This is a genomic window from Roseateles aquatilis (assembly GCF_002205645.1).
GTDB classification, from domain to species: domain Bacteria; phylum Pseudomonadota; class Gammaproteobacteria; order Burkholderiales; family Burkholderiaceae_C; genus Roseateles; species Roseateles aquatilis.
In genome coordinates this window covers 1-23,764 of the sequence record NZ_NIOF01000006.1, presented here as the reverse complement: position 1 = coordinate 23,764, position 23,764 = coordinate 1, and the positions used below count along the sequence as shown (strand labels likewise).

At 68.9% G+C, this 23,764-nt stretch carries 17 protein-coding genes and 2 tRNA genes; 7 read left to right on the top strand and 12 right to left on the bottom strand.

Annotation, left to right across the window (positions count from 1 at the left end):
* Positions 1-33: 33 nt before the first annotated feature.
* Complete coding sequence (gene greB, locus CDN99_RS14450) at positions 34-603, bottom strand: transcription elongation factor GreB (RefSeq protein WP_088385577.1); 570 nt, start codon at positions 601-603, stop codon at positions 34-36.
* 66 nt (positions 604-669) lie between these two features.
* Positions 670-996, bottom strand: coding sequence for a hypothetical protein (locus tag CDN99_RS28870; protein WP_162296489.1), 327 nt, complete (start codon positions 994-996; stop codon positions 670-672).
* 685 nt (positions 997-1,681) lie between these two features.
* Between CDN99_RS28870 and CDN99_RS14440 the strand changes: the two genes are divergently transcribed.
* Positions 1,682-2,797: a CaiB/BaiF CoA transferase family protein gene (locus CDN99_RS14440; protein ID WP_088385575.1), complete on the top strand. Its 1,116-nt coding sequence runs from the start codon at positions 1,682-1,684 to the stop codon at positions 2,795-2,797.
* A gap of 151 nt (positions 2,798-2,948) precedes the next feature.
* On the opposite strand, the gene CDN99_RS14435 is transcribed toward CDN99_RS14440, so the two are convergent.
* The 6 genes from CDN99_RS14435 to hemC form a co-directional block, all read right to left on the bottom strand.
* A tRNA-Arg gene (locus tag CDN99_RS14435) sits at positions 2,949-3,025 on the bottom strand.
* A gap of 120 nt (positions 3,026-3,145) precedes the next feature.
* A tRNA-Arg gene (locus CDN99_RS14430) sits at positions 3,146-3,222 on the bottom strand.
* A 62-nt stretch (positions 3,223-3,284) separates the two neighbouring features.
* The gene (locus CDN99_RS14425; protein WP_088385574.1) at positions 3,285-4,532 is read right to left on the bottom strand and encodes a heme biosynthesis HemY N-terminal domain-containing protein; all 1,248 of its coding nucleotides are present in this window, start codon (positions 4,530-4,532) and stop codon (positions 3,285-3,287) included.
* Between the two features lie 10 nt (positions 4,533-4,542).
* Positions 4,543-5,697, bottom strand: coding sequence for a uroporphyrinogen-III C-methyltransferase (locus CDN99_RS14420; RefSeq protein ID WP_238139529.1), 1,155 nt, complete (start codon positions 5,695-5,697; stop codon positions 4,543-4,545).
* Positions 5,694-6,560: a uroporphyrinogen-III synthase gene (locus CDN99_RS14415; protein WP_088385573.1), complete on the bottom strand. Its 867-nt coding sequence runs from the start codon at positions 6,558-6,560 to the stop codon at positions 5,694-5,696. Before CDN99_RS14415 ends, CDN99_RS14420 begins: the two co-directional genes overlap by 4 nt.
* Positions 6,560-7,492, bottom strand: a complete 933-nt coding sequence (gene hemC / locus CDN99_RS14410; RefSeq protein ID WP_088385572.1) for a hydroxymethylbilane synthase — start codon at positions 7,490-7,492, stop codon at positions 6,560-6,562. Before hemC ends, CDN99_RS14415 begins: the two co-directional genes overlap by 1 nt.
* 286 nt (positions 7,493-7,778) lie before the next feature.
* On the opposite strand from hemC, the gene ppc reads away from it, so the two are divergent.
* Positions 7,779-10,673, top strand: coding sequence for a phosphoenolpyruvate carboxylase (ppc, locus tag CDN99_RS14405; RefSeq protein WP_088385571.1), 2,895 nt, complete (start codon positions 7,779-7,781; stop codon positions 10,671-10,673).
* Positions 10,674-10,812: 139 nt separating this feature from the next.
* Here ppc and CDN99_RS14400 read toward each other — a convergent pair whose 3' ends face one another.
* Together CDN99_RS14400 and CDN99_RS14395 are read right to left on the bottom strand one after the other, a co-directional pair.
* Positions 10,813-11,625, bottom strand: a complete 813-nt coding sequence (locus CDN99_RS14400; protein WP_088385570.1) for a LytR/AlgR family response regulator transcription factor — start codon at positions 11,623-11,625, stop codon at positions 10,813-10,815.
* 32 nt (positions 11,626-11,657) lie between these two features.
* Positions 11,658-12,773, bottom strand: a complete 1,116-nt coding sequence (locus CDN99_RS14395; RefSeq protein WP_238139528.1) for a sensor histidine kinase — start codon at positions 12,771-12,773, stop codon at positions 11,658-11,660.
* A gap of 238 nt (positions 12,774-13,011) precedes the next feature.
* On the opposite strand from CDN99_RS14395, the gene argH reads away from it, so the two are divergent.
* The 3 genes from argH to dinB all read left to right on the top strand — a co-directional run bounded on the left by argH (position 13,012) and on the right by dinB (position 16,292).
* Positions 13,012-14,457 carry an argininosuccinate lyase gene (argH, locus tag CDN99_RS14390; protein WP_088385569.1) on the top strand — a complete coding sequence of 482 codons (1,446 nt, stop codon included), beginning with the start codon at positions 13,012-13,014 and terminating at the stop codon, positions 14,455-14,457.
* Between the two features lie 2 nt (positions 14,458-14,459).
* Entirely contained in the window at positions 14,460-14,975 is a 516-nt protein-coding gene (locus tag CDN99_RS14385; RefSeq protein ID WP_088385568.1) for a hemerythrin domain-containing protein, read from the top strand.
* A gap of 69 nt (positions 14,976-15,044) precedes the next feature.
* Positions 15,045-16,292 (top strand): DNA polymerase IV, encoded by a 1,248-nt coding sequence (gene dinB / locus CDN99_RS14380; protein WP_088385567.1) that lies wholly within the window; start codon positions 15,045-15,047, stop codon positions 16,290-16,292.
* A 216-nt stretch (positions 16,293-16,508) separates the two neighbouring features.
* On the opposite strand, the gene CDN99_RS14375 is transcribed toward dinB, so the two are convergent.
* Positions 16,509-16,955: a YbaN family protein gene (locus CDN99_RS14375; protein WP_088385566.1), complete on the bottom strand. Its 447-nt coding sequence runs from the start codon at positions 16,953-16,955 to the stop codon at positions 16,509-16,511.
* Positions 16,956-17,053: 98 nt separating this feature from the next.
* Here CDN99_RS14375 and CDN99_RS14370 point away from each other — a divergent pair, with 98 nt between their 5' ends.
* Positions 17,054-17,938, top strand: coding sequence for a LysR family transcriptional regulator (locus CDN99_RS14370; RefSeq protein WP_088385565.1), 885 nt, complete (start codon positions 17,054-17,056; stop codon positions 17,936-17,938).
* 147 nt (positions 17,939-18,085) lie between these two features.
* A complete protein-coding gene (locus tag CDN99_RS14365) occupies positions 18,086-19,240 on the top strand; it encodes an alpha-hydroxy acid oxidase (RefSeq protein ID WP_088385564.1) in 1,155 nt (384 codons plus the stop codon).
* Positions 19,241-19,255: 15 nt separating this feature from the next.
* Here CDN99_RS14365 and CDN99_RS14360 read toward each other — a convergent pair whose 3' ends face one another.
* The gene (locus CDN99_RS14360) at positions 19,256-23,599 is read right to left on the bottom strand and encodes an Ig-like domain-containing protein (RefSeq protein WP_238139527.1); all 4,344 of its coding nucleotides are present in this window, start codon (positions 23,597-23,599) and stop codon (positions 19,256-19,258) included.
* Positions 23,600-23,764 lie beyond the last annotated feature (165 nt).

Genomic DNA, 23,764 nt, shown 5'->3' with positions numbered 1-23,764 from the left:
CCAGGGCTTGACCGGTCCCTGCCCCGACCCGGATCAGGCCGGCCCGGGCTCCGGGTAGCGGACCTCGATCACCTCGATCACCTCCACGCCAACCGGCGTGATCAGTTGCAGCTCGTCGCCCTCCCGAGCCTTGAGCAACGTCCGCGCGATCGGTGACACCCAACTCACCTCGCCCGACAGGCTGTCTGACTCGTCGATGCCCTTGATGGTGATGGTGCGCTCCTCCCCCTTGGCATTGGCGTAGGTCACCGTCGCGCCGAAGAAGATCTGATCGCTGCCGTGATGGGCGCTGGGGTCTACCACCTCGGCGATGTCCAGCCGCTTGGTCAGGAAACGGAGGCGGCGGTCGATCTCCCGCAGGCGCTTCTTGCCGTAGAGGTAGTCGCCGTTCTCCGACCGGTCGCCGTTCTTCGCGGCCCAGGAGACGATCTCCACGATCTTGGGGCGCTCCACGTCCAGCAACTGCATGAACTCGGTGCGCAGCCGCGCGTAGCCGGCAGGCGTCATGTAGTTGCGCGAGCCTTTGGGCAATGCGGGCAACGAAGGGCTGTCGTCGTCATCATCGCCGGCGGCGTCGGATTCTTTCGTGAAGGCCTTGCTCATCCAGGCATTGTGACCAAAACGACAAGGGCCGGCGCCTCTCGGTGCCGGCCCTCTTGAAGTGCTTGCTCAGCCCTTGGCGTTGGGATCCGACAGGAACAGCTTGAAGCCAAGCGCGCCGATCATCGTGCCGTCGCTGGACGGCCAGGAGTGGAGCGGGGTCTTGCCGGACGTCATGGACAAGTAGTCCATTTTGTCGGGGTTCAGCACCCGAAACTCGACCTTGTCGCCCGGCCTCGCCTTGACCATGACGGAGCCCTTTCGTTGAAGGTCGGCGCCGGTGCCGAGGGTCGTCCATGTGCCGTCCGTGGCCCGATATTGAACCGGGTAGTTGCTGGCACCACAACTGTCGAAGTCCGTGCCCCGGACCTGGAGTTCGCCCGTCTGGCCCACCATGAAGCCATTCGCGGCGTTGCTCCAGCTGCCCTCCTTCGGCGCGGTACTCGCCGGGGCGGGTGGCACGACCGGAGTGGGCGCGGGCGCGGGCGCGGGCGCGGGCGCAGGCGCAGGCGCAGGCGCAGGCGCAGGCGCAGGCGCAGGTGTGGGTGTGGGTGTGGGTGTGGGTGTGGGTGTGGGTGTGGGTGTGGGTGTGGGCGTGGGCGTGGGCGTGGGCCGCTCCGCCGAGTGTCCGCAGCCATGGCGGTGCCCATGCCCGCGATTGCCTCCCCAGCAGTCCAACAGACTCTGGCAGGCCTGGCCCATCATCCATCCGCCCAACCAGCTGCAAAGGCCACCGAAGCCGCCGTAGCCACCATATGGCGAGGCCTGGAAGGAAGACCCCACGGCAGCAAAGCTATCGCCGAAGGGGTTGAACGACGCCCACGGGCTGGCGTACGGGGAATTGAAGTTCATAGGGGATCCTCTGAAGAAGTCGCTGTTCGGGGTGCGAGCGCAGCGATGAAGGGGCGAGGAGCCCAGCTGCGAGTTCGCACACCGGGGCAAGTGCGGCGTTCGCCTCCAGCGGTTCATCAAGCGGCACTAGCCGACCGCATGGGGAGGATCACCCTGTGATGCAGCCGACGCGGCTCGCGCTATCGTGACCCGATCGCGCCGTGGGCGCGCCTTCTCGAGGGACGCGGGCATGGATGCAAGCAGGGAGACCCACGGCAGCGGACCGCTGGCCGGACTGCGGATCGTCGAGTTCGCCGGCATCGGCCCGGCGCCCTTCGCGAGCATGGTGCTGTCCGACTTCGGCGCCGAGGTGACCGTGATCGAGCGCCCCGGCGGGGAGACAAGGCTCGGCGGGGGATCGGCGCTCAACCGGGGCAAGCGCATCGTCGAGGCGGATCTCAAATCGCCGGCGGGACTGGCGCGGGTCCGTGAACTTCTCGCCAGCGCCGATGCGCTGATCGAGGGCTTCCGCCCCGGCGTGATGGAGCGACTGGGGCTGGGCCCAGACACGCTCTGCGCGGCGCATCCGCGACTGGTCTATGCCCGGCTCACCGGTTGGGGCCAGACCGGCCCCCTCGCCCGCACCGCCGGTCACGACATCAACTACGTTGCCCTCACCGGCCTGATGCCCGCCGCAGCCCGCGCGGGCGCCGGCCCCGCCCTGCCCGCCACCCTGCTCGGCGACATCGGTGGCGGCGCGCTCACGATGCTGTTCGGGCTGATGGCCGCCCTGTGGGAGTCGCAGCGATCCGGTCGCGGCCAGGTGATCGACGCCGCGGTGGTGGACGGTGTCAGCTACATGGGAACGCTGGTGCAGGCGCTGCGCGTCGGCGGCCACTGGGAGGACGACCCCGTGCGCAACTTCTTCCTGCACCGCTCGCATTTCTACGACTGCTTCGAGTGCGCGGACGGTCGCTGGTTGTCGCTCGGCGCGATCGAGGCGCCGTTCTACGAGGAACTGATGGCGAGGCTGGGGTTCTCGCCCGTGCCGGCTCAGGACGATCCGGCGCAATGGCCCACGCTGCGGGCTGCGGTCGAGGCGAGGATCCACAGCCAGCCGTTGGCGCATTGGGTCACGGTGTTCGACGGCAGCGACGCATGTGTCGCGCCGGTGTTGACCGCCGCCGAGGCGCCGCATCACCCGCATCAACAGGCGCGCCGCAACTTCTTCATGCAGGATGGTGGGACGTGGCCACAACCAGCGCCGAAACTGTCGCGAACGCCAGCCTCGCCCGGGCGATCGTCAATGACTCACAGTGGTGCGATTGGCGTCACGCCAGAGAGTATTCCGGACAAGGCCGACTAGTATCTGTCGGCCTCGCCCACGAGTATGTGGACTGCCCCCACATCGCCACGCATTCGAGTATTTATCGAACACCACCAGGGATCGCCTTGGCGCTCGATTTCTCTCAGGCAAAGAAAAAGGCCAGCGTCTTGAAACGCTGGCCTTTCGATTTTGGTGCGGCTGGCAGGATTCGAACCCACGACCCCTTGGTTCGTAGCCAAGTACTCTATCCAACTGAGCTACAGCCGCACGACTTTTACTGATCAGGATCGCCGTCGTGGGAGCGATGCCTGCTTTTTATTGTTACTTCTTCTTGTTGATTTCCTGAATTTCAAACATCCGGAGATATTCGAACTTCAAGAGTTTTTCTGGTGCGGCTGGCAGGATTCGAACCCACGACCCCTTGGTTCGTAGCCAAGTACTCTATCCAACTGAGCTACAGCCGCTGAAAGACTGCGACTATAGCATGAGTTTTTAGGGGTCTGCAAGAATCTCCCCGAAAAATCTCTCAACCCAGCGTTGCGGCGGCCTCGAAGTAGCGGGCTCGGCGCTCCGTGTCGCCGTCCTGCTCCGCCATCTCGGCCAGACGCAGCCAACTGCGACGACGCGACGCGACCGCCAGTTCGCGGTCCTCCGCCGCCTGCTCCAGCATGAGCCGCGCCTTGCCCCACAACTGGCGCTCGGCCAGCGCATGCCCCAGCGCGTAGGCCATCGTGCCGTCGCGCGGGAAGCGTTGCACCGCCGTCTCCAGCCGCTGCAGCCATTCGGGGCCCAGGCCGGGCATGCACGGCACCAACGCTTCGGCCAGCGCCTGGCGCTCATCGGCGCCCTGCTCGACGATGGACTCCCAGAACGGGCGCAGCCAGCCGCGCCCGTCTTCCGGCGCGCCGAGCGACGCCGCGCAATGCGCCGCCCGTGACGCGACGAACACGTCGCGTCGGTCGGAGGCATCCAGCTGCTGCCAGGTGATGCGCAGTTGGTCGACGTCGCGGGCCGTTTCCAGCGCTTCGCACGCCAACGACCGCAGCAAGCCCTGCGCCGCCGATTTCGAGAACCCCTGATGCTTGGCCAGCAAGCGCGCGGTGCGCAGCGCCTCCAGCGGCTGATGCGCCAGGCGGCTGGCCTGCAGCTTCAGCCGCAAGGCCTGCGTGCGGCGCGCGACGCCTGGCGTCAGTTCGCCAAGCAGCCCCAAGGCCCGCTGCGCGTCACGCTCGTCCAACGCCCATTCCGCGGCCAGCAGGCGTGCGCCCTCTTCCTGCGCACGCGCGCCGGCGGACTGCGACGCGACCTGCAGCGCCTGCCGCAGGTGGTCGTCCCGATTGCGGCGGTCCTGCAGCCGGTGCGCGCTCTGCGCGGCGACCAGATGCGCCAGCGCCATGAACGAGCCGTCCTGCGCCAGGTCCGGCGTCTGCGACTGGATGTTCAGCGCCCGCTGGGCGGCCTTCTGGGCGCGGCTGTAGCGCGCGCCGAAATAGTCCGCCCAGGCCTCGCGCAGCGCGACCTGCGCGCTGCGCTCGCGCTGGGCCATGCGCCACAGCCGCGCCCGCTTGGGCAACGTCAGCAGCGCGTCCAGCGTCTGCATCAGCGTCATCAGCGCGAAGCACCCCGCCACCAGCAGCAGCAGGAACAGGTTGAGCGAAACATCCATCCGCCAGCCGCGCCAGTAGAAACTGGCCAGACCGTCGTTGTTGCCCAGCGTCAGCGCCGCGACCACCGCCGCGACGAACAGCAGCACCAGCCAGATCACCATGCGCATGGCGATCTCCTCAACGCGCGACCGCGCTGAGCGCGGCCAGCGTGTCGTCGGGGCGCGGCACGCTCACCTGCCGGGACTGGCCCTGCACCTGACGCAGCAGCTCCACCGTCACCGACAGCTTGCGCGACCGCCCGTCGAAGTAACGATCCAGCATGCCTTGAGCCTCCCGCAGGTCGGTCTGGGCGGTGTCGAACTGGCGGCTCAGCAACGCCAGCCGCGCGTTCAGGAGGCGCAGCTTGAGGTTCTCGCGCAGGAAGAAGGCCTGCTCGGGCGCGATCAGCGCGGCCTCGGGATGATCGATGCGGGTCACGCGCAGCAGCCCGCGGGCCTCGCGCCAGACTTCGCCGGAAAGGGAAGTCCAGCGGTCCCCGGCCTGGTCCCACAGATGCGACCACCAGCCGGACCCGGCCTCGGACGCGGCGCCGGCGGGCGGCGGCCCGGCCTTGCGCGCGTGCGCGGCACGGGCCTCGTCCGTCTTGTTGGAAGCCTGGCCGGCGGCGCCCGGCGCCTCGCGGCCCGGCTGGGCCACCGCCAGCAGCGGCAGGTCGTCCACTTGGCGCACCACCTCGTCCAGCTTGACCGTCAGCGTCGACACGTCGACGACGCTGACCGCCTTGACGCGCTCCAGGTCGCGCGTCACCGCGCGGCGCACGCCCTCCAGGCGGGGCTGCTTGTAGCGCGCCAGCCGCTCGTCGGCCTGCTTGAGGGCCGCCACCAGCGGCTCGGCGCTGCCGGTGATCGTGCCCTGCTGCATCGCGACGCGCAGCGAGGCCTCGATGTCGCCGACGACGTTCTCGTCGCGCGACCGGTTCATCGACTGCATCAGCGATTCGAGCTGCTCGCGCTGCACCGCGACCTCGGACAGCCGCGCGTCCAGCAGCGCGACCTTGGCGGCCGTGTCGCGGCTCAGGTCCTGCGCCTGGCGCGCCTGGTCGCGGGCAATGTTGGCCTCGCTCTGGCTGCTGTCCTGGCGCCGGACGAGTTCCTGCTCGACCTGCTTGAGCCGTTGCTGGCTCTGCCAGGCCAGCCCGAGGGCCAGCAGGGCCACCAGACCGACGGCGACGACGACGGCCTGCGTCAACGTCGCGCCGGAACGGGCGGCAGAGGGGGCGGCGGGTTTGGTGGACGACGAAACGTCGGCCGCTGGGGTGTTGGTCTCGCTCACGTCGGCGATTCTAGGGTGGGCCCCGACAGCATCCGGAACGCGCCCGCGACAGCGGGGGCATCAGGTCGCACCAAAACCACATGCCCCACCCCGAGGGCTTGCGCCCGCGCGGCGATCCGCTCATGGGTGGCCACCGCCCGTACCCGCGCCCAGTCGGGGGGAGGATCACCGGCGCGTGTCCCCCGTTCGAGCGTTTCCAGGTGGCCGATCGCCTCGGAGCTGCTGAACAGCCACACATGCCGTTCGGGGGCGGCCAGCGCCTGCCGCAGCAGGGTCCGCGTGGCCGCGTCCGCGGACGGACAGGTCCGGCGATAGACGCTGACCGCGTCCACGACGGCACCGGCCTCGCGCAGCCGGTCGGCCAGCCATTCGCGACCGCCGTCGCCGCGCACCAGCAGCACGCGGCGTCCAGACCAGTCGGCGCCGGCGACGCGCCGCAACTCCGGCCACAGGTGCTCGGAATCGAGGCTCTCCGCGCCCTCCGGCGGCTGCACGATGCGCTCGGCCGGCACGCCGTGGGCGATCAACGCCTGCGCGCTGCCCGGACCGACGGTGGCCGCCCAGGTCTTCGCGGGCCATTCGGAGCGGGTGGACAACGCAGCGGCGTCGGGAGGACCGCCCGGCGTGTCGCCACCCGGACGGTGCTCGAAGAAATGCCGGACCGCGTTCGGACTCACGAACATCGCCAGATCGATCGCGGGCAGCGCCGCCCAGGCCAGTCGGGCCGGCTCGGGGTCGTCGGCCGACTCGATATCGATCAACGGCAACGAGACCGTCGGCACGCCCAGCGCCGCCATCCGCCGCGTCCAGTCGTCGGCTTGCGCCTGGGGACGGGTCAGCAGCAGGCGGACCACGTCCGTCATCAGACGTCCTTCAGGTACTCATCGGCGCCCTGCGCGCTCAGCACCGCGGCGGCCCGGCGGCCGAGCGCCTCGGCCGCGGCCGTGTCGGCCACGGCGGCCCGCTCGCTCGCCGTCAGCAGCGCCCGCTCCGGATGGATGGGGTGCCCCAGGGCGGTGGACAGGGTCAGTTCCCCGTCAGCGCCCCATCGCGCATGGGCGGCCAGCGGCATCGAGCAACTGCCGCCCAGCGCACGCGACACCGCCCGCTCGGCCGCCGTCGCCAGCCAGGTCGGGCGATGCGCGAGGGCGTCCAGGTGCGGACGCAGCATCGCCGCGTCGGCGCGGATCTCGATGCCCAGCGCGCCCTGCCCCGCGCACGGGATCATCTCGTCGACGCCGAAGTACTGGCGGATGCGCCCGTCCAGCCCCAGCCGCTTCAGCCCCGCCGCCGCCAGCACGATCGCGTCGTGCTGGCCTTCGTCCAACTTGCGCAGCCGCGTGTCGAGGTTGCCGCGCAGCGGCTCGATGACCAGGTCGGGCCGCCGGCTCTTGAGCTGCGTCACCCGGCGCAGGCTGGAGGTGCCGACGCGCGCGCCCCGCGGCAAGGCGTCCAGGCTGTCGAAACGCGTCGACACCAGCGCGTCGCGCGGGTCCTCGCGCTCCAGCACCGCGGCGAGCACGAAGCCCTCCGGCAGCTCCATCGGCACGTCCTTGAGCGAATGCACCGCGAGCTGGGCGCGTCCGTCCTCGATCGCCGTCTCCAGCTCCTTGACGAACAGCCCCTTGCCGCCGACCTTGGACAGCGTCTTGTCCAGGATCTGGTCGCCACGCGTCGTCATGCCCAGCAAACGCACCGCCAGCCCGCGCGCGCGCAGCAGCGCCTGCACGTGTTCCGCCTGCCAGAGCGCGAGGCGGCTCTCCCGGGTGGCGATCACGAATTCTTGTGTTGTCATGGGCCGGCATGCTAGCCGAGGGCGAGAACAACGGTTACCGCGGCGAGAACGCCTGTCGCCATGCCCATGACATCCGTCGTCGCCGGCCCCGCCTCCAGGCCCGTCGGTTGCCGCGAAGCGACGCTTGCGCGATCCCGGAGCCTGCCGAGGGCGGGCCGCGCCAGGAGAAACTGCTAAAGTCAATCGAACGTAACTCGGTTACATCCGAATCCGTCGAGCCCGTAGCGCGCGGCCGCCGCGCCCTGCGGCGCCTCCCGCCTTCTGCCCTCCTCACGAAGACGACGCCATGCCCGCCAGTTCCGCCTCCCGCCCCTCGCGCAGCACCGCCCAGCCCGCGCGGAAGCCCCCCGGCAAGAGCGCCAGCAAGACCGCCGGCAAGGCCGCGCGATCGGCGCCCGCCCTGCCCCGCTCGGTCAAGGACAAGAACCAGCCGCTGATGGACGACATCCGCCTGCTGGGCCGCATCCTGGGCGAGGTGATCCGCGAGCAGGAGGGCCGCGAGGCCTACGAGCTGGTCGAGCGCGTGCGGCAACTGTCGGTGGCTTTCCGCCTCAAGCGCGACGCACAGGCCGGCAAGCAGATGGACAAGCTGCTCAAGGGGCTGTCCGGCGAGCAGACCGTCAGCGTGATCCGCGCCTTTAGCTATTTCTCGCACCTGGCCAACATCGCCGAGGACCGCCACCACGTGCGCCGCCGCGAGGTTCACGACCGCGAGGGCAACCTGCAGCCGGGCTCGCTGGCCTATGCGCTGGAGCGGCTGTTCGATGCCGGCGTTCGACCGGCCGAGGTGGCCAACACGCTGCGCCACGGCTTCGTGTCGCCGGTGCTGACCGCCCATCCGACCGAGGTGCAGCGCAAGAGCATCCTGGACGCCGAGCGCGCCATCGCCGAGCTGGTCACCGCGCGCGACCGCCTGCACACCGAGCGCGAGAAGGCCGCCAACGAAAGCCTGATCCGTGCCCGCGTCACGCAGCTGTGGCAGACGCGGATGCTGCGGTACTCGAAGCTGACCGTGTCCGACGAGATCGAGAACTCGCTGAGCTACTACCACGCGACCTTCCTGCGCGAGATCCCCAAGCTCTACACGGAGCTGGAGGAAGCGCTGCCGGGCGAGGACGTGGCGCCCTTCCTGCGCATGGGCCAGTGGATCGGCGGCGACCGCGACGGCAACCCCAACGTGACCGCGGACACGATGCGCCAGGCGCTGACGCGGCAGAGCGAGCTCGCGCTGCGCCACTACCTGACCGAGCTGCACGAGCTGGGGGCGGAGCTGTCGATCTCGCTGCGGCTGGCCGGCGTCACGCCGGACATGCAGGCGCTGGCCGAGCGCAGCCCGGACGTCAACGAGCACCGCATGGACGAGCCCTACCGGCGCGCGCTCACCGGCATGTACGCCCGCCTGGCGGCGACGCTGCACGCGCTGACCGGCACCGAGGCGCTGCGCCACGCGGTCGCGCCGCAGGACCCCTACGTCACGCCGGAGGAACTGCTGGCGGACCTGCGCGTCATCCAGGCCTCGCTGGAGAGCCACCATGCCCACGCGCTGATCGCGCCGCGCCTGAAGCCGCTGATCCGCGCGGTGCAGGTGTTCGGCTTCCACCTCGCGACGCTGGACCTGCGCCAGAGCTCCGACCAGCACGAGCTGGTCGTCGTGGAGCTGCTGAAGACGGCGCGCGTGTGCGACGACTACGCGGCGCTGGACGAGACCGAACGCCGCGCGCTGCTGGTCGACCTGCTCAACCAGACCCGGCCGCTGCGCGTGCTGGGCGTCGAATACAGCGAGAAGACACGCGGCGAGCTGGCGATCTTCGAGACCGCGCGCGAATCGCTGGCGCGGTACGGCCGCGAGGCGCTGCGCCACTACATCATTTCCCACACCGAGGACGTCAGCGACCTGCTCGAGGTGCAATTGCTGCTGAAGGAAGTGGGCCTGCTGCGCGGCACGCTCGACGGCGAGGCGGTGAGCGACCTGATCGTGGTGCCGCTGTTCGAGACGATCGCCGACCTGCGCAACGCGCCGGGCATCATGCGCGGCTTCTACGACCTGCCCGGCATGGCCGCGCTGGTGCGCCGCTCCGGCGGCGAGCAGGACATCATGCTGGGCTACTCCGACTCCAACAAGGACGGCGGCGTCTTCACCAGCAGCTGGGAGCTCTATCGCGCCGAGATCGCGCTGGTGCGGCTGTTCGACGAGCTGCGGCAGCAAGGGCCGCTGACGCTGCGGCTGTTCCACGGCCGCGGCGGCACGGTCGGCCGCGGCGGCGGTCCGAGCTACCAGGCCATCCTGGCGCAGCCCCCGGGCACGGTGAACGGCCAGATCCGCCTGACCGAGCAGGGCGAGGTCATCAACTCCAAGTACGCCAATCCGGAGATCGGCCGGCGCAACCTGGAGACGCTGGTCGCCGCCACGCTGGAAGCCACGCTGCTGCACCCGACCAAGCCCGCGCCCAAGGCCTTCATGGAGGCGGCGCAGGCGCTGTCCGACACCAGCTTCGCCGCCTATCGCGGGCTGGTGTACGACACGCCGGGTTTCGCCGACTTCTTCTTCGCCGCCACGCCGATCCGCGAGATCGCGGAGCTCAACATCGGCTCCCGCCCCGCCTCGCGCAAGGCCACGCGGGCGATCGAGGACCTGCGCGCGATCCCGTGGGGCTTCAGCTGGGGGCAGTCGCGCATCACGCTGCCGGGCTGGTGCGGCTTCGGCTCGGGCATCGACAGCTTCCTCGGGCAGGACAAGGCCGGGCGCGAGGAGAAGCTGACGCTGCTCAAGCGCATGTACAAGCAGTGGCCGTTCTTCCGCACGCTGCTGTCCAACCTGGACATGGTGCTGGCCAAGGCCGATCTGGACATCGCGCGGCGCTACCTGGAACTGGTCGAGGACAAGCGCCTGGGCAAGCGGATCTTCGGCGCCATCGAGGCCGAGTTCTCGCGCACCGAGGCCGCGCTCGCGCTGATCACCGGCGAGGCCGACCGCCTGGCGGCGAATCCGGCGCTGGCGCGCTCGATCGAGCACCGCTTCCCCTACATCGATCCGCTCAACCACCTGCAAGTCGAGCTGATGCGCCGCTACCGCGCCATCCCGGCGGAGAAACGCGCCGAGGACCCGCGCCTGGAGCGCGTGCAGCGCGGCATCCACCTGTCCATCAACGGCATCGCGGCGGGGTTGCGCAACACGGGCTGAGATCCCGCGCGGCGGAGCGGCGCTCTCGGGCGACGCCCCCCGCCGCGCCGAGCGCCAGGGCGGCTCCTGCGCCCTTCATGGAGCGACGGACCGTGGTTCGGGGTGTGCGCGGCCACCCGACCGCGGCCGGTCCGTGCGATCAGCGCTGGCCCGCCAGCGCCTCCCGCACCGCCGCGACCTGGCGGCGCGACACCGCCAGCCATTCGTTGACATGGGCGATGCGCACCGCCCAGCCCAGCTCGCCGGCGGTATCGCCGTCGGCGTCCGCCGGGCCTTCGGTCGGGACATGGCGCTCCAGCTCCCGCACCGCCGACTTCGCCACCAGCGCGTTGCGATGCACGCGCAGGAAGCGGTCACCCAAGCGCTGTTCCAGATCGCTGAGCGAGCCGTCCATCACGTGGCTCTGCGTCGCCGTGCGCAGCGTCAGGTACTTGAGCTCGGCCTTGAAGTACAGCACCTCGCTCAGCGGCACGCGCAGCAGCCGGCCGCGCTCGGTGATGTTGATGACCGGGGTGTCCGCGCCGGAGGGCCGCTCCTGATCGTCCCGCGCCTGTGCGGCGGCGCGCTCGCCCAGGCGCTGCGCCGCGCGGGCCAGGCTGCCCTGCAGGCGCTCGCGGCGGACCGGCTTGGTCAGGTAGTCCAGCGCCTCCAGCTCGAAGGCCTGCAGCGCGTGCTGTGCATGCGCCGTGACAAAGACGATCGCCGGCGCGAACGGCCGGCCGCGCAGCGCCTCGGCCAGCCCCAGGCCGTCCAGTCCGGGCATCTGCACGTCCAGCAGGATCAGGTCGCAGGCATGGTCGCGCAACCAGACCAGCGCCTGATCGCCGCTGCCGGCCTCGGCGACGACCTCGGCGCGCGGCTCCTCGTTCGCCTCCACGAGACCGCGCAGGCGCAGGCGCGCGAGCGGCTCGTCGTCGACGATCAATACCTTCAGCGGCGGATGAGTCAGCATGTCGTTCGTTCCCCTGTCCATGCCGGCCGCGGTCAACGCGGCAGCACGATGCGCACGATGAAGCGCCCGTCGCCGGGCCCGGCCTCCAGCCGCGCCGCCACGTCGTGCATCAGGCGCAGGCGCTGCCGCACGTTGCGCAGCGCCAGCCCATGCCCTTGCCCGCGCGACGGCAGCCCGACCGTGTTGACGACGCGGATCTCGACCTCGCCGCCATGGGCGCGCGTCACGATGTCGACATCGCCGCCGCCGTCGTTGGGCTCGACGCCATGCCGCACCGCGTTCTCCACCAGCGGCTGCAGCAGCAGCGGCGGCACGCGCGCGTCGGCGGCATGCGGATCGAGCTGCCAGCGCACGCGCAGCCGGTCGCCGAAGCGCAGTTGCTCGATGGCCAGATAACGACGCGCGAGCTCCACCTCCTGCGCCAGCCGCACGCCTTCCGCGTGCGGACCGGCATCCTCCAGCGCGACGCGGAACAGCTCGGCCAGGTCCTCCAGCACCTCCTCGGCGCGGTTGGGATCGACCCGCACCAGCGCGATCGCGGTGTTGAGCGTGTTGAACAGGAAGTGGGGGCGGATGCGGGATTGCAGCTCCACCAGCCGCGCCATCGCGTCGGCCGGCGCCTGGGCGCGCTCGCGCAGCTTGAGCCAGCTCAGCAGCACCGCCGCGGCCAGCGCGCCGGCCAGCACCGCCGCCACCCGCTGCAGCACGCCGAGCCGGCCGAGCTCGACCGCCTCCAGCAGCAACGCGCCGCCATGGGCGCAAATCGCCCCGAGCGCGATGGGCAGCGCCCACTGCGCCCATTCCGGCAGCCGGGACAACACGCGCTTGGCGGCGCAGACGATCAGCAGCCAGGCCAGCACGGCGCTCAGCGAGGCGACCGACGCGCCCCCCATCGCCCAGGCCCATTGCGCGGGGGTCTCGCAGGCCATCGCCAGGCCCAGCGACAGCGACAGCTGCACGCCGAGCACCGCGCGCAGCACCAGCCCGACATGGCAGACGTCGAAGCGTCGGCGGGCGTCGATCAGCGGCGCGGGCGTGGAGGGACGGGCGTCCAGCCGGGTCTCTTCCCAGGCGGGCTGGGTGCTCGGCGCACCGGACGGATCGACGGCATCCGTCGCTGTCCGGCTGTGAGCTGCCCTGATGGCCATCGGATCCTCCGCTCCCCGCACTGTCCTGCCCTTTAGAATCTGCGGCTCATTCTCGCCCAGGCGCAAGACCGCTCTCAATGCGGGCGCGCCCGGGGCCGCGCGAAGTTGGTAACGCCTTGCAAGCGCGCCGACTCCCGGTGATCCGCCGTTCTTCGCCCTTCCCGTCGTCCCCCGGCGTCGACGTCGTCCTGACGCCGCCCGACGCCCTTACTGATCGAGCCCGCCTCGAGCCGCCGCGATGTCCTCTCAAGCTGGTAACCCCGCCGACAACCAACTGGCCAACAAGTCCCAGGCCTGGTCCGCCCTCTTCTCCGAGCCGATGAGCGAGCTGGTGAAGCGATACACGGCCAGCGTGGACTTCGACAAGCGGCTCTGGGCCGCCGACATCGAGGGCTCGCTGGCGCACGCGGACATGCTGGCGGCCCAGGGCATCATCGGCGCCGACGATCTGGCGGCGATCCAGCGCGGCATGGCGCAGATCCGCGAGGAAATCGCCTCCGGCCGTTTCGAATGGAAGCTGGACCTGGAGGACGTGCACCTGAACATCGAGGCCCGGCTGACCGAGCTGGCCGGCCTGGCCGGCAAGCGCCTGCACACCGGCCGCAGCCGCAACGACCAGGTCGCGACCGACGTGCGCCTGTGGCTGCGCGGCGAGATCGACACGCTGGTCGGCCTGCTGAGCGAGCTGCAGCGCGTGCTGGTCGGCCAGGCCGAGCGCCACGCCGATGTGATCCTGCCCGGCTTCACCCACCTGCAGGTCGCGCAGCCGGTGGCCTTCGGCCATCACATGCTCGCCTACGTGGAGATGTTCGCGCGTGATGTCGAGCGGCTGCTCGACGCCCGCAAGCGCGTCAACCGTCTGCCGCTGGGCGCCGCCGCGCTGGCCGGCACCAGCTATCCGCTGGACCGCGAGCGCGTCGCGCGCACGCTGGGCATGGAGGGCGTGGCGCAGAACTCGCTGGACGCCGTCAGCGACCGCGACTTCGCGATCGAGTTCAGCGCCGCCGCCGCGCTGATCATGGTCCACATCTCGCGCCTGTCGGAAGAACTGATCCTGTGGATGAGCCAGGCCTTCGGCTTCATCGCGCTGCCGGACCGCTTCTGCACCGGGTCGAGCATCATGCCGCAGAAGAAGAATCCGGACGTGCCGGAACTGGCGCGCGGCAAGAGCGGCCGCGTGGTCGGCCACCTGATGGGGCTGATCACGCTGATGAAGGGCCAGCCGCTGGCCTACAACAAGGACAACCAGGAAGACAAGGAGCCGCTGTTCGACACCGTCGACACGTTGAGCGACACGCTGCGCATCTTCGCGGAGATGATGGACGGCCTGACCGTGAAGGCCGAGGCGATGGAACGCGCCGCGCTCAAGGGCTACGCGACGGCGACCGACCTGGCGGACTACCTGGTCAAGAAGGGCCTGGCCTTCCGCGACGCGCACGAGATCGTCGCGCACGCGGTGAAGACGGCGCAGGCGCAGGGCGTGGACCTGTCGGCGCTGTCGCTGGAGGCGCTGCGCGCCTTCGACGCGCGCATCGGCGAGGACGTCTACGAGGTGCTGTCGCTGGCCGGATCCCTGAACGCACGCAACATCCTGGGCGGCACCGCGCCGGCGCAGGTGCGCGCGCAGGTGGCGCGCCATCGCGCCCGCCTGGGCGCGGGCGTCGGCGCCGACGCGAAGGCCTGAGCATGAGCACCCTGGCCTGGACCGACGAGCTGGTGCTGAATCAGCCGGAGCTCGATCACACGCACGAGGAGTTCGTCGCGCTGCTGAACCGCTATGGCGACGCACTCGATCGCGGCGAGGATGCGCTGCCCGCGTTCCGCGAGCTGCTCGCCCACACGGAGGAGCACTTCGCGATGGAAGAGCGCTGGATGGCGGCCACCGGCTTCGAGCCGGAGAACTGCCACAGCAGCCAGCACGCGATGGTGCTCAACGTGATGCGCGAGGTGGTGCGCTACGCCGATGATCTGGGCGACCGCGAGCCGCTGACGATCGTGCGCACCGAGCTGTCGCAGTGGTTCCCGGGACATGCGGAGATGATGGACGCGGCGCTGGTCTACACGATGCAGCAGCGCGGCTTCGACCCGAAGACCGGCGAATGCCGCGATCCGGCCGCGTCGGCATTGACGGCATCGGACGCGGGCACCGGGGCGCCTCGCGAGGCGGTCTCCGCCTGCGGCTCCACGACTTGCGGTCACTGACCTGTCGGCGGGCCTTCTCCTCCCGGCCCTGCTGACAGCGACTGTCAGCGGACACGCCCACAATGCCGCATGGCCGAGCCGACGCCAGCGCTGCCCGATCGCCTGATCGCCCATCTGGACATGGACGCGTTCTACGCGTCCGTGGAGCTGCTGCGTTATCCGGAGCTCAAGGGATTGCCGGTGGTGGTCGGCGGGCGGCGCGCCCACACACCGCAGGAGCGGCCCGACGGCACGCGCCACTTCTTCAAGCTGGCGGACTACACCGGTCGCGGCGTCGTGACGACCTCGACCTACGCGGCGCGCACGCTGGGCGTGTTCTCCGCGATGGGGCTCATGAAGGCGGCACTGCTGGCGCCGCAGGCGGTGCTGCTGCCGGCGGACTTCGACTCCTACCGTCATTACTCGCGCCTGTTCAAGGCGGCGGTGCGCGAGATCGCGCCGGTGATCGAGGACCGCGGCATCGACGAGATCTACATCGACCTGACCGACGTGCCGGGCGCGCGCGATCCTGTCGGCCATGACCCGCTGGGCGGGGTGCGGGCAGTGGCGCGAGAGATCAAGAACTCGGTGCTGCGCGCCACGGGCCTGACGTGCTCGGTCGGCGTGACGCCGAACAAGCTGCTGTCCAAGCTGGCCTCGGAGCTCGACAAGCCCGATGGGCTGACGGTGGTCACGATGGCGGACCTGCCCACGCGCATCTGGCCCTTGCCGGTGCGCCGCATCAACGGCATCGGGCCGAAGGCGGGCGCCAAGTTGAACACGCTCGAGATCGAGACCATCGCCGATCTGGCGGCGGCGGCGCCGGAGCTGCTCGCGCAGCATTTCGGCGCCGGGTACAGCGGCTGGCTCCATCAGGCGGCGTGGGGACTGGACGACCGCCCGGTGGTCACGCACAGCGAGCCGGTGTCGATCAGCCGCGAGACCACCTTCGAGCGCGACCTGCACGCGCAGCGCGACCGGCCCGAGCTGTCTCGCATCTTCACGGCGCTGTGCGAGCAACTGGCCTCGGACCTGCAGCGCAAGGGCTACCTGGGCCGCACGATCGGCATCAAGCTGCGCTTCGAGGGCTTCCGCACGGTGACGCGCGACCTGACGCTGGACGAGCCGGTGCAGGACGCGGCCGCCATCCGCCGCGCCGCCGGGCTGTGCCTGAAGCGGGTGGATCTGAGCCAGCGCCTGCGGCTGCTGGGCGTGCGCGTCGGCAAGCTGAGCCGGCCCGGCGAGATCGAGCCGGGACGTCGCGGTCGCGGCGCGGGCCACACCACCAAGGCGGAGCCGTCGCAGCCGACGCCGGAGAACCTGCGGCTGTTCACCTGAGGTCAATAGCCGAGCGCGCAGCCGGAAATGTTCGTTCGATACGTCAGCTCGGATTGCCAGCGAAAACCAGGCGCAAGGGGGAACGGGGTCAGGTGTTGATATTGCGCAAGGAGAGCGCGTCGAACGAAGGACTCGCACCTCGATCGCTTCATTGTTTCGGGACCGACGCGCACAGTGGACGCTTTGTTCACTCGCCAGACCTCCCGGCTGCAAACCTCAACGAGCGGTAGGCAGCCGCCACAGCCAGAGTCCCACCGCCAGGCAACACACGGCCGGCAGCCACGGCAGGACCGGCATGAACCAGGCGGAGACGACCGAGCTGATCGTCATCATGATCCAGGCGGCCTGCTTGGCGCGAAGTGGCACGGCCCGGGTGGCGCGCCACTGGACGATCATGGGCCCGAAGCGCGGGTGGCCGACCAGCCAGGCCTCGCAGCGCGCCGAGCCCCGCGCAAAGCAGAACGCGGCCAGCAGCACGAACGGCGTCGTCGGCAGTAGCGGCAGGAAGATGCCGATCACGCCCAGCAACAAGGCCAGCGCCCCGCCGACCAACCACGGCAGCCGCCGCCACAACGAGGCCTGCGCGAGCACTCGCACGGTGGCGTCGTCGGTCGCCGCCGCCAGTTCGGCGGGCGTTGGGACGGGATCGCGGGGATCGGACATCGCGCCACTGTAGCGGCGCTTCGCCAGCGCCCGTGCGTGCCTCGGAGATGCCCTCGCGGGCACGGAGGTGTCGCCCCACAGCCGCTACAGTCGTCCGCATGAGCGACGACGACTTGCGCCTGCCCTCCATCGACGGCCTGCTGGCCTTCGAGGCCGCGGCCCGCCTCGGCAGCCTGGAACGCGCGGCCGCCGCTCTGCACGTCAGCGCCAGTGCGGTGGGCAAGCGCATCGCCACGCTGGAGGAGCGGCTCGGCCAGCCGCTGTTGACGCGCAACCCGCTGCGGCTCACCGCCGCCGGCAAGGAGTACCTTGGACAGGTGAGGGCCGCGCTGTCGCTGCTGGCCGCGGTGCCCTTGCATCGTCGCGAACAGCAACGCCTGACGCGCTTGAGCATCAGCAGCCCGCCGACCTTCGCGCGTCAGGTGCTCGTGCCCGCCCTGCCCGGCTTCCAGGAGGCGCATCCGGACATCGAGCTGGAGCTGCTGCTGTCGACGCCCTACCTGGACCAGCCGGCGCCGGCCGCCGAGGTGGAGATCTTCGCGGGCGCCATTCCCAAGGGCGGGGAGGTGTTGCTCGACGATGTGGTCACGCCGATGGCGGCTCCCTCGCTGCTCGCGCGCCTGCCGGCGATGCGTCGCCCCGCCGACCTGATCCAGGCTCCGCTGCTGCGCACGCCGCTGCAGCCCTGGGAGCCCTGGTTGCGGGCGAGCGGTCTCGACTGGCCAGAACCGGCTCAAGGCACGCGTTTCGTCGACCTGGGGCTGACCCTGGAGGCGGCCGCCTGCGGCCAGGGCGTCGCGCTGGCGCGGCCGAGCCTGGCCGCCACCTATCTGCGCGGCGGCGCGCTCAAGCGGCTCTTCGACCTGGCCGTTCCCGCCGCATGGCCCTACGCGCTGGTGCGACACGTCGACAGCGACGCGGCGCGCGCGTTCTCGCGGTGGTTGATCCGGCATTGCCAGGCATCGAACGGCGGCGCGGCGTAACGGCAACCCCGTATCGCCCTGGAGCGCAGGGGCCGGCCCGGTGACGCATCGACCTCGGGAAGTCCCTGAGCCGGCTGGAGGGTTCTTCCGGTCGACCCCGCCAAACTTTCCTGTCAAGGCGCGCGCGGCTGGCCTAGCATCCGCCTCATGAGCGTCATCACCTGCATCGAAGACCTGCGCGTGCTCGCGCAGAAGCGCGTCCCGCGCATGTTCTACGACTACGCGGACTCCGGGTCATGGACCGAGAGCACCTACCGCGCCAACGAAGCGGACTTCCAGTCCATCAAGCTGCGCCAGCGGGTGGCCGTCAACATGGACGGCCGCAGCACCGCCACCACGATGATCGGCCGGCCGGTGAGCATGCCGGTGGCGATCGCGCCGACCGGCATGACGGGAATGCAGCACGCGGACGGCGAGATCCTCGCCGCGCAGGCCGCCGAAGCCTTCGGCGTGCCGTTCACCCTGTCGACGATGAGCATCTGCTCGATCGAGGACGTCGCGGCGCGCACGACGGCGCCGTTCTGGTTCCAGCTCTACGTCATGAAGGACAAGGGCTTCATCCACAGCCTGATCGACCGCGCCAAGGCCGCCAAGTGCGATGCACTGGTGCTGACGCTGGACCTGCAGATCCTGGGCCAGCGGCACAAGGACCTGAAGAACGGCCTGTCCGCGCCGCCCAAGCTGACGCTGCCCAACCTCATCAACATGGCGACCAAGCCGCGCTGGTGCCTGGGCATGCTCGGCACGCCGAGGCGGCAGTTCGGCAACATCGTCGGGCACGTGAAGGGCGTGGGGGACATGAGCTCGCTGTCCGAATGGACGGCCAAGCAATTCGACCCGCAGCTCAGTTGGAACGACGTGCAGTGGATCCGCGAGCGCTGGGGCGGCAAGCTGATCATCAAGGGGATCATCGATGAGGAGGACGCGAAGCTCGCCGCGGCGTCCGGAGCGGATGCGCTGATCGTCAGCAATCACGGCGGCCGTCAGCTGGATGGCGCGGAGTCGAGCATCCGCGCGCTGCCGCGCATCGTCGAGGCGGTCGGTGATCGCATCGAGGTGCACATGGACGGGGGGATCCGATCAGGACAGGACGTGCTGAAGGCGTGGGCGCTGGGAGCCCGCGGCACGTACATCGGCCGCGCGTTTCTTTATGGTCTCGGCGCAATGGGAAAGCCCGGCGTGAGCCGGGCTTTGGAGATCATCCATCGGGAGCTGGATCTGACGATGGCATTTTGCGGGCATCGGGAGCTGCGCGGGGTCGACCGCCAGGTCCTCCTGCCCGGGACCTGGCCCTCGGCGTGAGCGTTGCTGGCGAGCTCAGAGCGAGCTGATCCCCACGCCGTTCACGACGGTCAAAGGATCGGTGGCCGTGATGTTGAGCAGCGTGATCGTCAATTCCGGGCTCACGAAGTCGCCCTTCCCGTGCACGTCGATCTGCAGGCTGACCTGTCCACTGACGTCCGTCACCTTGTGGATGAACAAGCTCTCGCTACCCGCGGTGAAACCTTGCAGCAGCTTGCTCAGGTCCAGCTTGTCACCCTGCGCCGCGCTGTAGTCCTGCACCGTATCGTGTCCGGTCTGCCCAGCCAGCCACGTGAAGGTATCCGCGCCCGCGCCGCCCAGCATCACGTCGTTGCGACCGGTGCTGGTGATCACGTCGCCGGCGGAACTACCAATGATCAGCGTCTGCTGGTCGGCGCCGTAGCTGTAGCTCTGGCCGTTGAAGACCACTTTGTCCCCGGCATCCATGGTCACCGTCAGACTGGACGCGCCATTGGCGGCGATGCTGGCGTCATTGAGGGTCAGGACGTTGGTCTGGCCGTTGGCCATCCAGACCTGATCGATGTTGCGCATGCCCTGGGCCAATGCCGTGACGTCAAGATTGACGGCGCCTGAGAGATACAACATGTCGTTGCCGCTGACTCCGTCGATGACGCTCAGGCCAGTTTCCCCCGAGTAGGTCAACACATCATTGCCTGCGGTCCCCCGCAGATTCCGGATAGTCGGCGTGCTGTTGTCCTTGGCCAGATAGACCAGGAATTCGTTGAACATCACCTGCTGGTAGTACCCTCCGTCCGATCCGCTATCCGTCTTCCCATGCGAGGCAAGCGTCCAGGTCGATTGGGTACCGAAGGAGGGGGCCAACGTCGCATCGGAGGCCACCCGCACACCGTTCTCGTAGATCACCTGAGCGCCGTCGGTGTAGTTGTTGGCGGCAGTCCCGGCCGTGGAGTTGCCACTGTGTGCTTCGAAAACGACGTCGTTGGCACGGCCACTCAGACTCGGACCAGACGGCGAAACCAGGCGGCCATTAGCTCCAGTGTCGTTGACGTCGAAACCGTAGACGCCATCGTATAGCGGGTAGTTGCCGTTCAGCCGGCCAAGGTTGTTGGCGCCCAGATTGAACAGCGAACCGGCGGCCGCCCCTTCCGATTGCACCTTGGCGTAGATCATGGCGCTCTTCCAGTCCGTGGCGGCCTCGCCCTGCGCGGTCATGTTGTCGTCGTTGGCGCCGTTGCGTCCATTGTTGAAACTGATGGCCACCGACCCGTCGGCCCGTTTGACGAGTTGACCGGCATCGACGATGACGCCCTGTTTGGCTGCATCTGGCTGCGTCATGTTGCGACCATGGCCCGATTGGTCGTACCAGGTCGTCACATAGCCCTTGCTGGTCGCCTGCCGGCCGACAAAGTCCAGCAGCGCCTGGGTATCGAGATTGCCATTGGCATCGAAGCCAACGTCCATTTCCTTGTTGTCGCTGGAGCGACGAACACGAATCCCATAGTCATTGCTGTTGGGATTGAGATCACGCAGACCGTAGGCGGCGTTCAGTCGGGCGACGTCGATCTCTCCGATCACGCCAATGCCCAGTCCATCGGCAATGCTGCCGTTGGTCGGAGCGCTCAGGTTGACCACCACCTTGTCGTTGACCTCGCGCCAGTTGTCTCCGTTGACCGTGAACTTGACGAGCTTGCTGGTCTCGCCGGCGGCGAAATCCACGGTGCCGGACACGGTGCCCGAGTAGTCGTTGTCGGCCCCGGAGCCGGTACTCTTGGCCGAGCTCGCGATGTTGTCCACCGCGTAGTTCACCGAGCCCGACTGAGTCAGATCGCCGTTGCGGGTCACGAGGAAAACCATCTCGCGCGTGCCAGTGGTGCCCTCGATCACCTGAGCATCGGAGATCGAATACAGCGAAGACTGCGCGGTACTGCTGGCTGTTCTCGTCGTCTCGTTGCCGGCCAGATCCACGGTGGTGACCTGCGCATTCACGGCCGCGCCCGCAGTGAAGGTTGGCGCGCTGCCTTGGGTGGGCACAGCCGTGGCCGTATCCAGCGTCCAGCGTCCGGTGCTGTCGCTCTGCGTGGTGTACTGGACCTCATAGCCGTTGGTCAGGTTGCCATCGGTATCCAGCCCGACCGTTACGCGGGCGTTGGGATCGGTCGTTCCAGCCAGCAAAGGGTGCAGTTGCACCGCGTCGCCCATCGAGAAGGTACTGGCCGGCGCCTGGGTATCCACGGTGACGTTGACGGCAGCCGCGGCTGATGTGCCGGTCTTGGCGGCAATACGGTAGTTGCCGTCGACCAGCGTCGTCGTCGTTGAATTGAGCGTGAGGCTCCAGTTGCCGCTAGCGTTCGCGGTTGCCGAGCCAAGAGACTCCCCGCTGTCCACCACGCCATTGCCATTGGCGTCGTTGAAGACCGTCACGGAAGCGCCAGCGGCAGCGGTGCCGTTGAAGGTCAGCGCCTTGGCGACGCTGCCATTGCGCGAGGTGACCCCGTCGCTGCTGTACAGCCCTGTGTCGCTTGACGCATCGAGCGAGATGGTCGGCGTACCGGCCACATTGACCGTCAGTGTCGAGACCGCAGACGCGCTGGTGTTTCCGGCCAGATCGGTGGCGGTGATGAACAACGAACGCTGACCGGCCACCACGCTGCCATCCGCCGTGTAGCGGAGCGCTTGCAGCACCTGCGAAGCCTGCTCTTGCGTCAAACCGTCCTGTGCCGAAATCGTCAAGGTGCCATCGGCAGCCATGCTCAAGGTCAGGGTCTTGCCAGGGATGAGCAGGGAATTGGTCAGCGAGGCGGCCGCACCGATCCGCAGCGATGCGCTCATGCCGTCCGCATCCGTCCCGTCGCTCAGGCCAAGCCATTCGCCCTGGTTTGCACCGGTAGCCGACAAGGCGCCCGTGACGCCGGACTGGGCCTTGACATTCAGACGGGCAATCATCGAGCTTTCCTGAACCGTGGCCTGCGATTGGCTCGCGATGGCGACGGCGTTGCTCAGGCCCGGAGTTGTGGCAAAGGCATAGCCGACGCCCGCTGCCCGCCCGTTCAAGTCAACCACAGGCGCCCCATTGTCCAACGATAGCGTGGCGTAAGCCGAGGTGTTCCGATCCTGGTTGTCCGTCACGGTGACGTCGAAGCGCCGCTCGCCTTGCAGTGGAATGACGCTGTCGTTGCGGGTCCACAGACTCTTGAGCAAGGTCTCGACTTGGGCCGCGGTGGCGTTGCCAACACTGCCGAGTGGCGTGAAGACATAGGACGTGCCGTCGCGTGTCACTGTCCAGGTGGTTCCGCCAACTGTCAGCGAGGCCCCTGTCAGTCCGGCGGCAGATTGGCTATCGGCCCCGCCGAGAAGTTGATCCGCGTTGCTGGCCGCTGCGCCGGACAGCTTGACCTCGACGCGCTTGAAGCTGGCGGAGACGTCGGCATGAGCGAGATCCAGGTTCTGATCGAACAGCCGCGTGGCCGTGCTCAGGCTGACACTGCCGGCCTGGAAGGTCGTGCCACTCGCCGCACCATTGAGGTCGAGCAATCGTTCCACGTCATAGCGCTTGTTGGCGATGACACTCGTACCCTCATTGCCTGCGGCATCCTTGCTCTTCACCGATGCATTGACCGAGACGTCTTTGGCCAGATCCGATCCGTCGACCTCGATGCTGTACCCCAGTCCGTTGCCCTTGGTGATCACTTGGCCGGTGTAGCTCTTGCCGCCAACCGTCAGCGTCACCTCATCGTTGAGCTTGGCGTCACCGGCGACGCCGCCGGTAATGGTCACTTTTTGGGCTGCCTCGCTCACGCTGACCGTGTTGTCGGTGGTTACGTCATCGACCGTGATGGTCGGGGCGGGTGCAGTGCTGTCCAGCGTGAAGGTAAAGGTGGAGGCACCACTTGTGTTGCCCGCGGCATCGGTCTGCCGGACCTGGATGCTCTTGATGCCATCACCGCTGAAGGCGCTAGCAGGGATGCTGCTGCCGGAACCAGTCGTCCAGCGGCTACCGTCTGAGCTGTACTCCCAGGTCGCACCCGTCTCCAGACCGGAGATGCCCAGCGTGGCGTCGTTGGTGACCTTGTCGGAGTTACTGGAGCCAGAATCGTTGGTCAAGGACACCGAAGGTGCCGCTGGCGCCGCAGTGTCCAGCGTGAAGTTAAAGGTGGAGGCACCACTTGTGTTGCCCGCGGCATCGGTCTGCCGAACCTGGATGCTCTTGATGCCATCACCGCTGAAGGCGCCAGCAGGGATGCTGCTGCCGGAACCAGTCGTCCAGCGGCTACCGTCTGAGCTGTACTCCCAGGTCGCGCCCGTCTCCAGACCGGAGACGCTCAGCGCGGCGTCGTTGGTGACCTTGTCGGAGTTACTGGAGCCAGAATCGTTGGTCAAGGACACCGAAGGTGCGGCAGGAGCCGCGGTGTCCAGCGTGAAGGTGAACAAGACTGCGGCGCTGGCGTTGCCCGCCACGTCGGTCTGCCGGACCTGGACGCTCTTGTCGCCGTCGCCACCGAGGGCGCTGGCGGGGATGGAGGACCCCGAGCCGTTGAGCCAGGT

What these genes read in the sequence shown, in the direction of transcription:
- greB (WP_088385577.1), bottom strand. Translation starts at nt 603, where the DNA reads ATGAGCAAGGCCTTCACGAAAGAATCCGACGCCGCCGGCGATGATGAC.
- CDN99_RS28870 (WP_162296489.1), bottom strand. Translation starts at nt 996, where the DNA reads ATGGTGGGCCAGACGGGCGAACTCCAGGTCCGGGGCACGGACTTCGAC.
- CDN99_RS14440 (WP_088385575.1), top strand. Translation starts at nt 1,682, where the DNA reads ATGGATGCAAGCAGGGAGACCCACGGCAGCGGACCGCTGGCCGGACTG.
- CDN99_RS14425 (WP_088385574.1), bottom strand. Translation starts at nt 4,532, where the DNA reads ATGCGCATGGTGATCTGGCTGGTGCTGCTGTTCGTCGCGGCGGTGGTC.
- CDN99_RS14415 (WP_088385573.1), bottom strand. Translation starts at nt 6,560, where the DNA reads ATGACGGACGTGGTCCGCCTGCTGCTGACCCGTCCCCAGGCGCAAGCC.
- hemC (WP_088385572.1), bottom strand. Translation starts at nt 7,492, where the DNA reads ATGACAACACAAGAATTCGTGATCGCCACCCGGGAGAGCCGCCTCGCG.
- ppc (WP_088385571.1), top strand. Translation starts at nt 7,779, where the DNA reads ATGCCCGCCAGTTCCGCCTCCCGCCCCTCGCGCAGCACCGCCCAGCCC.
- CDN99_RS14400 (WP_088385570.1), bottom strand. Translation starts at nt 11,625, where the DNA reads ATGCTGACTCATCCGCCGCTGAAGGTATTGATCGTCGACGACGAGCCG.
- CDN99_RS14395 (WP_238139528.1), bottom strand. Translation starts at nt 12,773, where the DNA reads ATGGCCATCAGGGCAGCTCACAGCCGGACAGCGACGGATGCCGTCGAT.
- argH (WP_088385569.1), top strand. Translation starts at nt 13,012, where the DNA reads ATGTCCTCTCAAGCTGGTAACCCCGCCGACAACCAACTGGCCAACAAG.
- CDN99_RS14385 (WP_088385568.1), top strand. Translation starts at nt 14,460, where the DNA reads ATGAGCACCCTGGCCTGGACCGACGAGCTGGTGCTGAATCAGCCGGAG.
- dinB (WP_088385567.1), top strand. Translation starts at nt 15,045, where the DNA reads ATGGCCGAGCCGACGCCAGCGCTGCCCGATCGCCTGATCGCCCATCTG.
- CDN99_RS14375 (WP_088385566.1), bottom strand. Translation starts at nt 16,955, where the DNA reads ATGTCCGATCCCCGCGATCCCGTCCCAACGCCCGCCGAACTGGCGGCG.
- CDN99_RS14370 (WP_088385565.1), top strand. Translation starts at nt 17,054, where the DNA reads ATGAGCGACGACGACTTGCGCCTGCCCTCCATCGACGGCCTGCTGGCC.
- CDN99_RS14365 (WP_088385564.1), top strand. Translation starts at nt 18,086, where the DNA reads ATGAGCGTCATCACCTGCATCGAAGACCTGCGCGTGCTCGCGCAGAAG.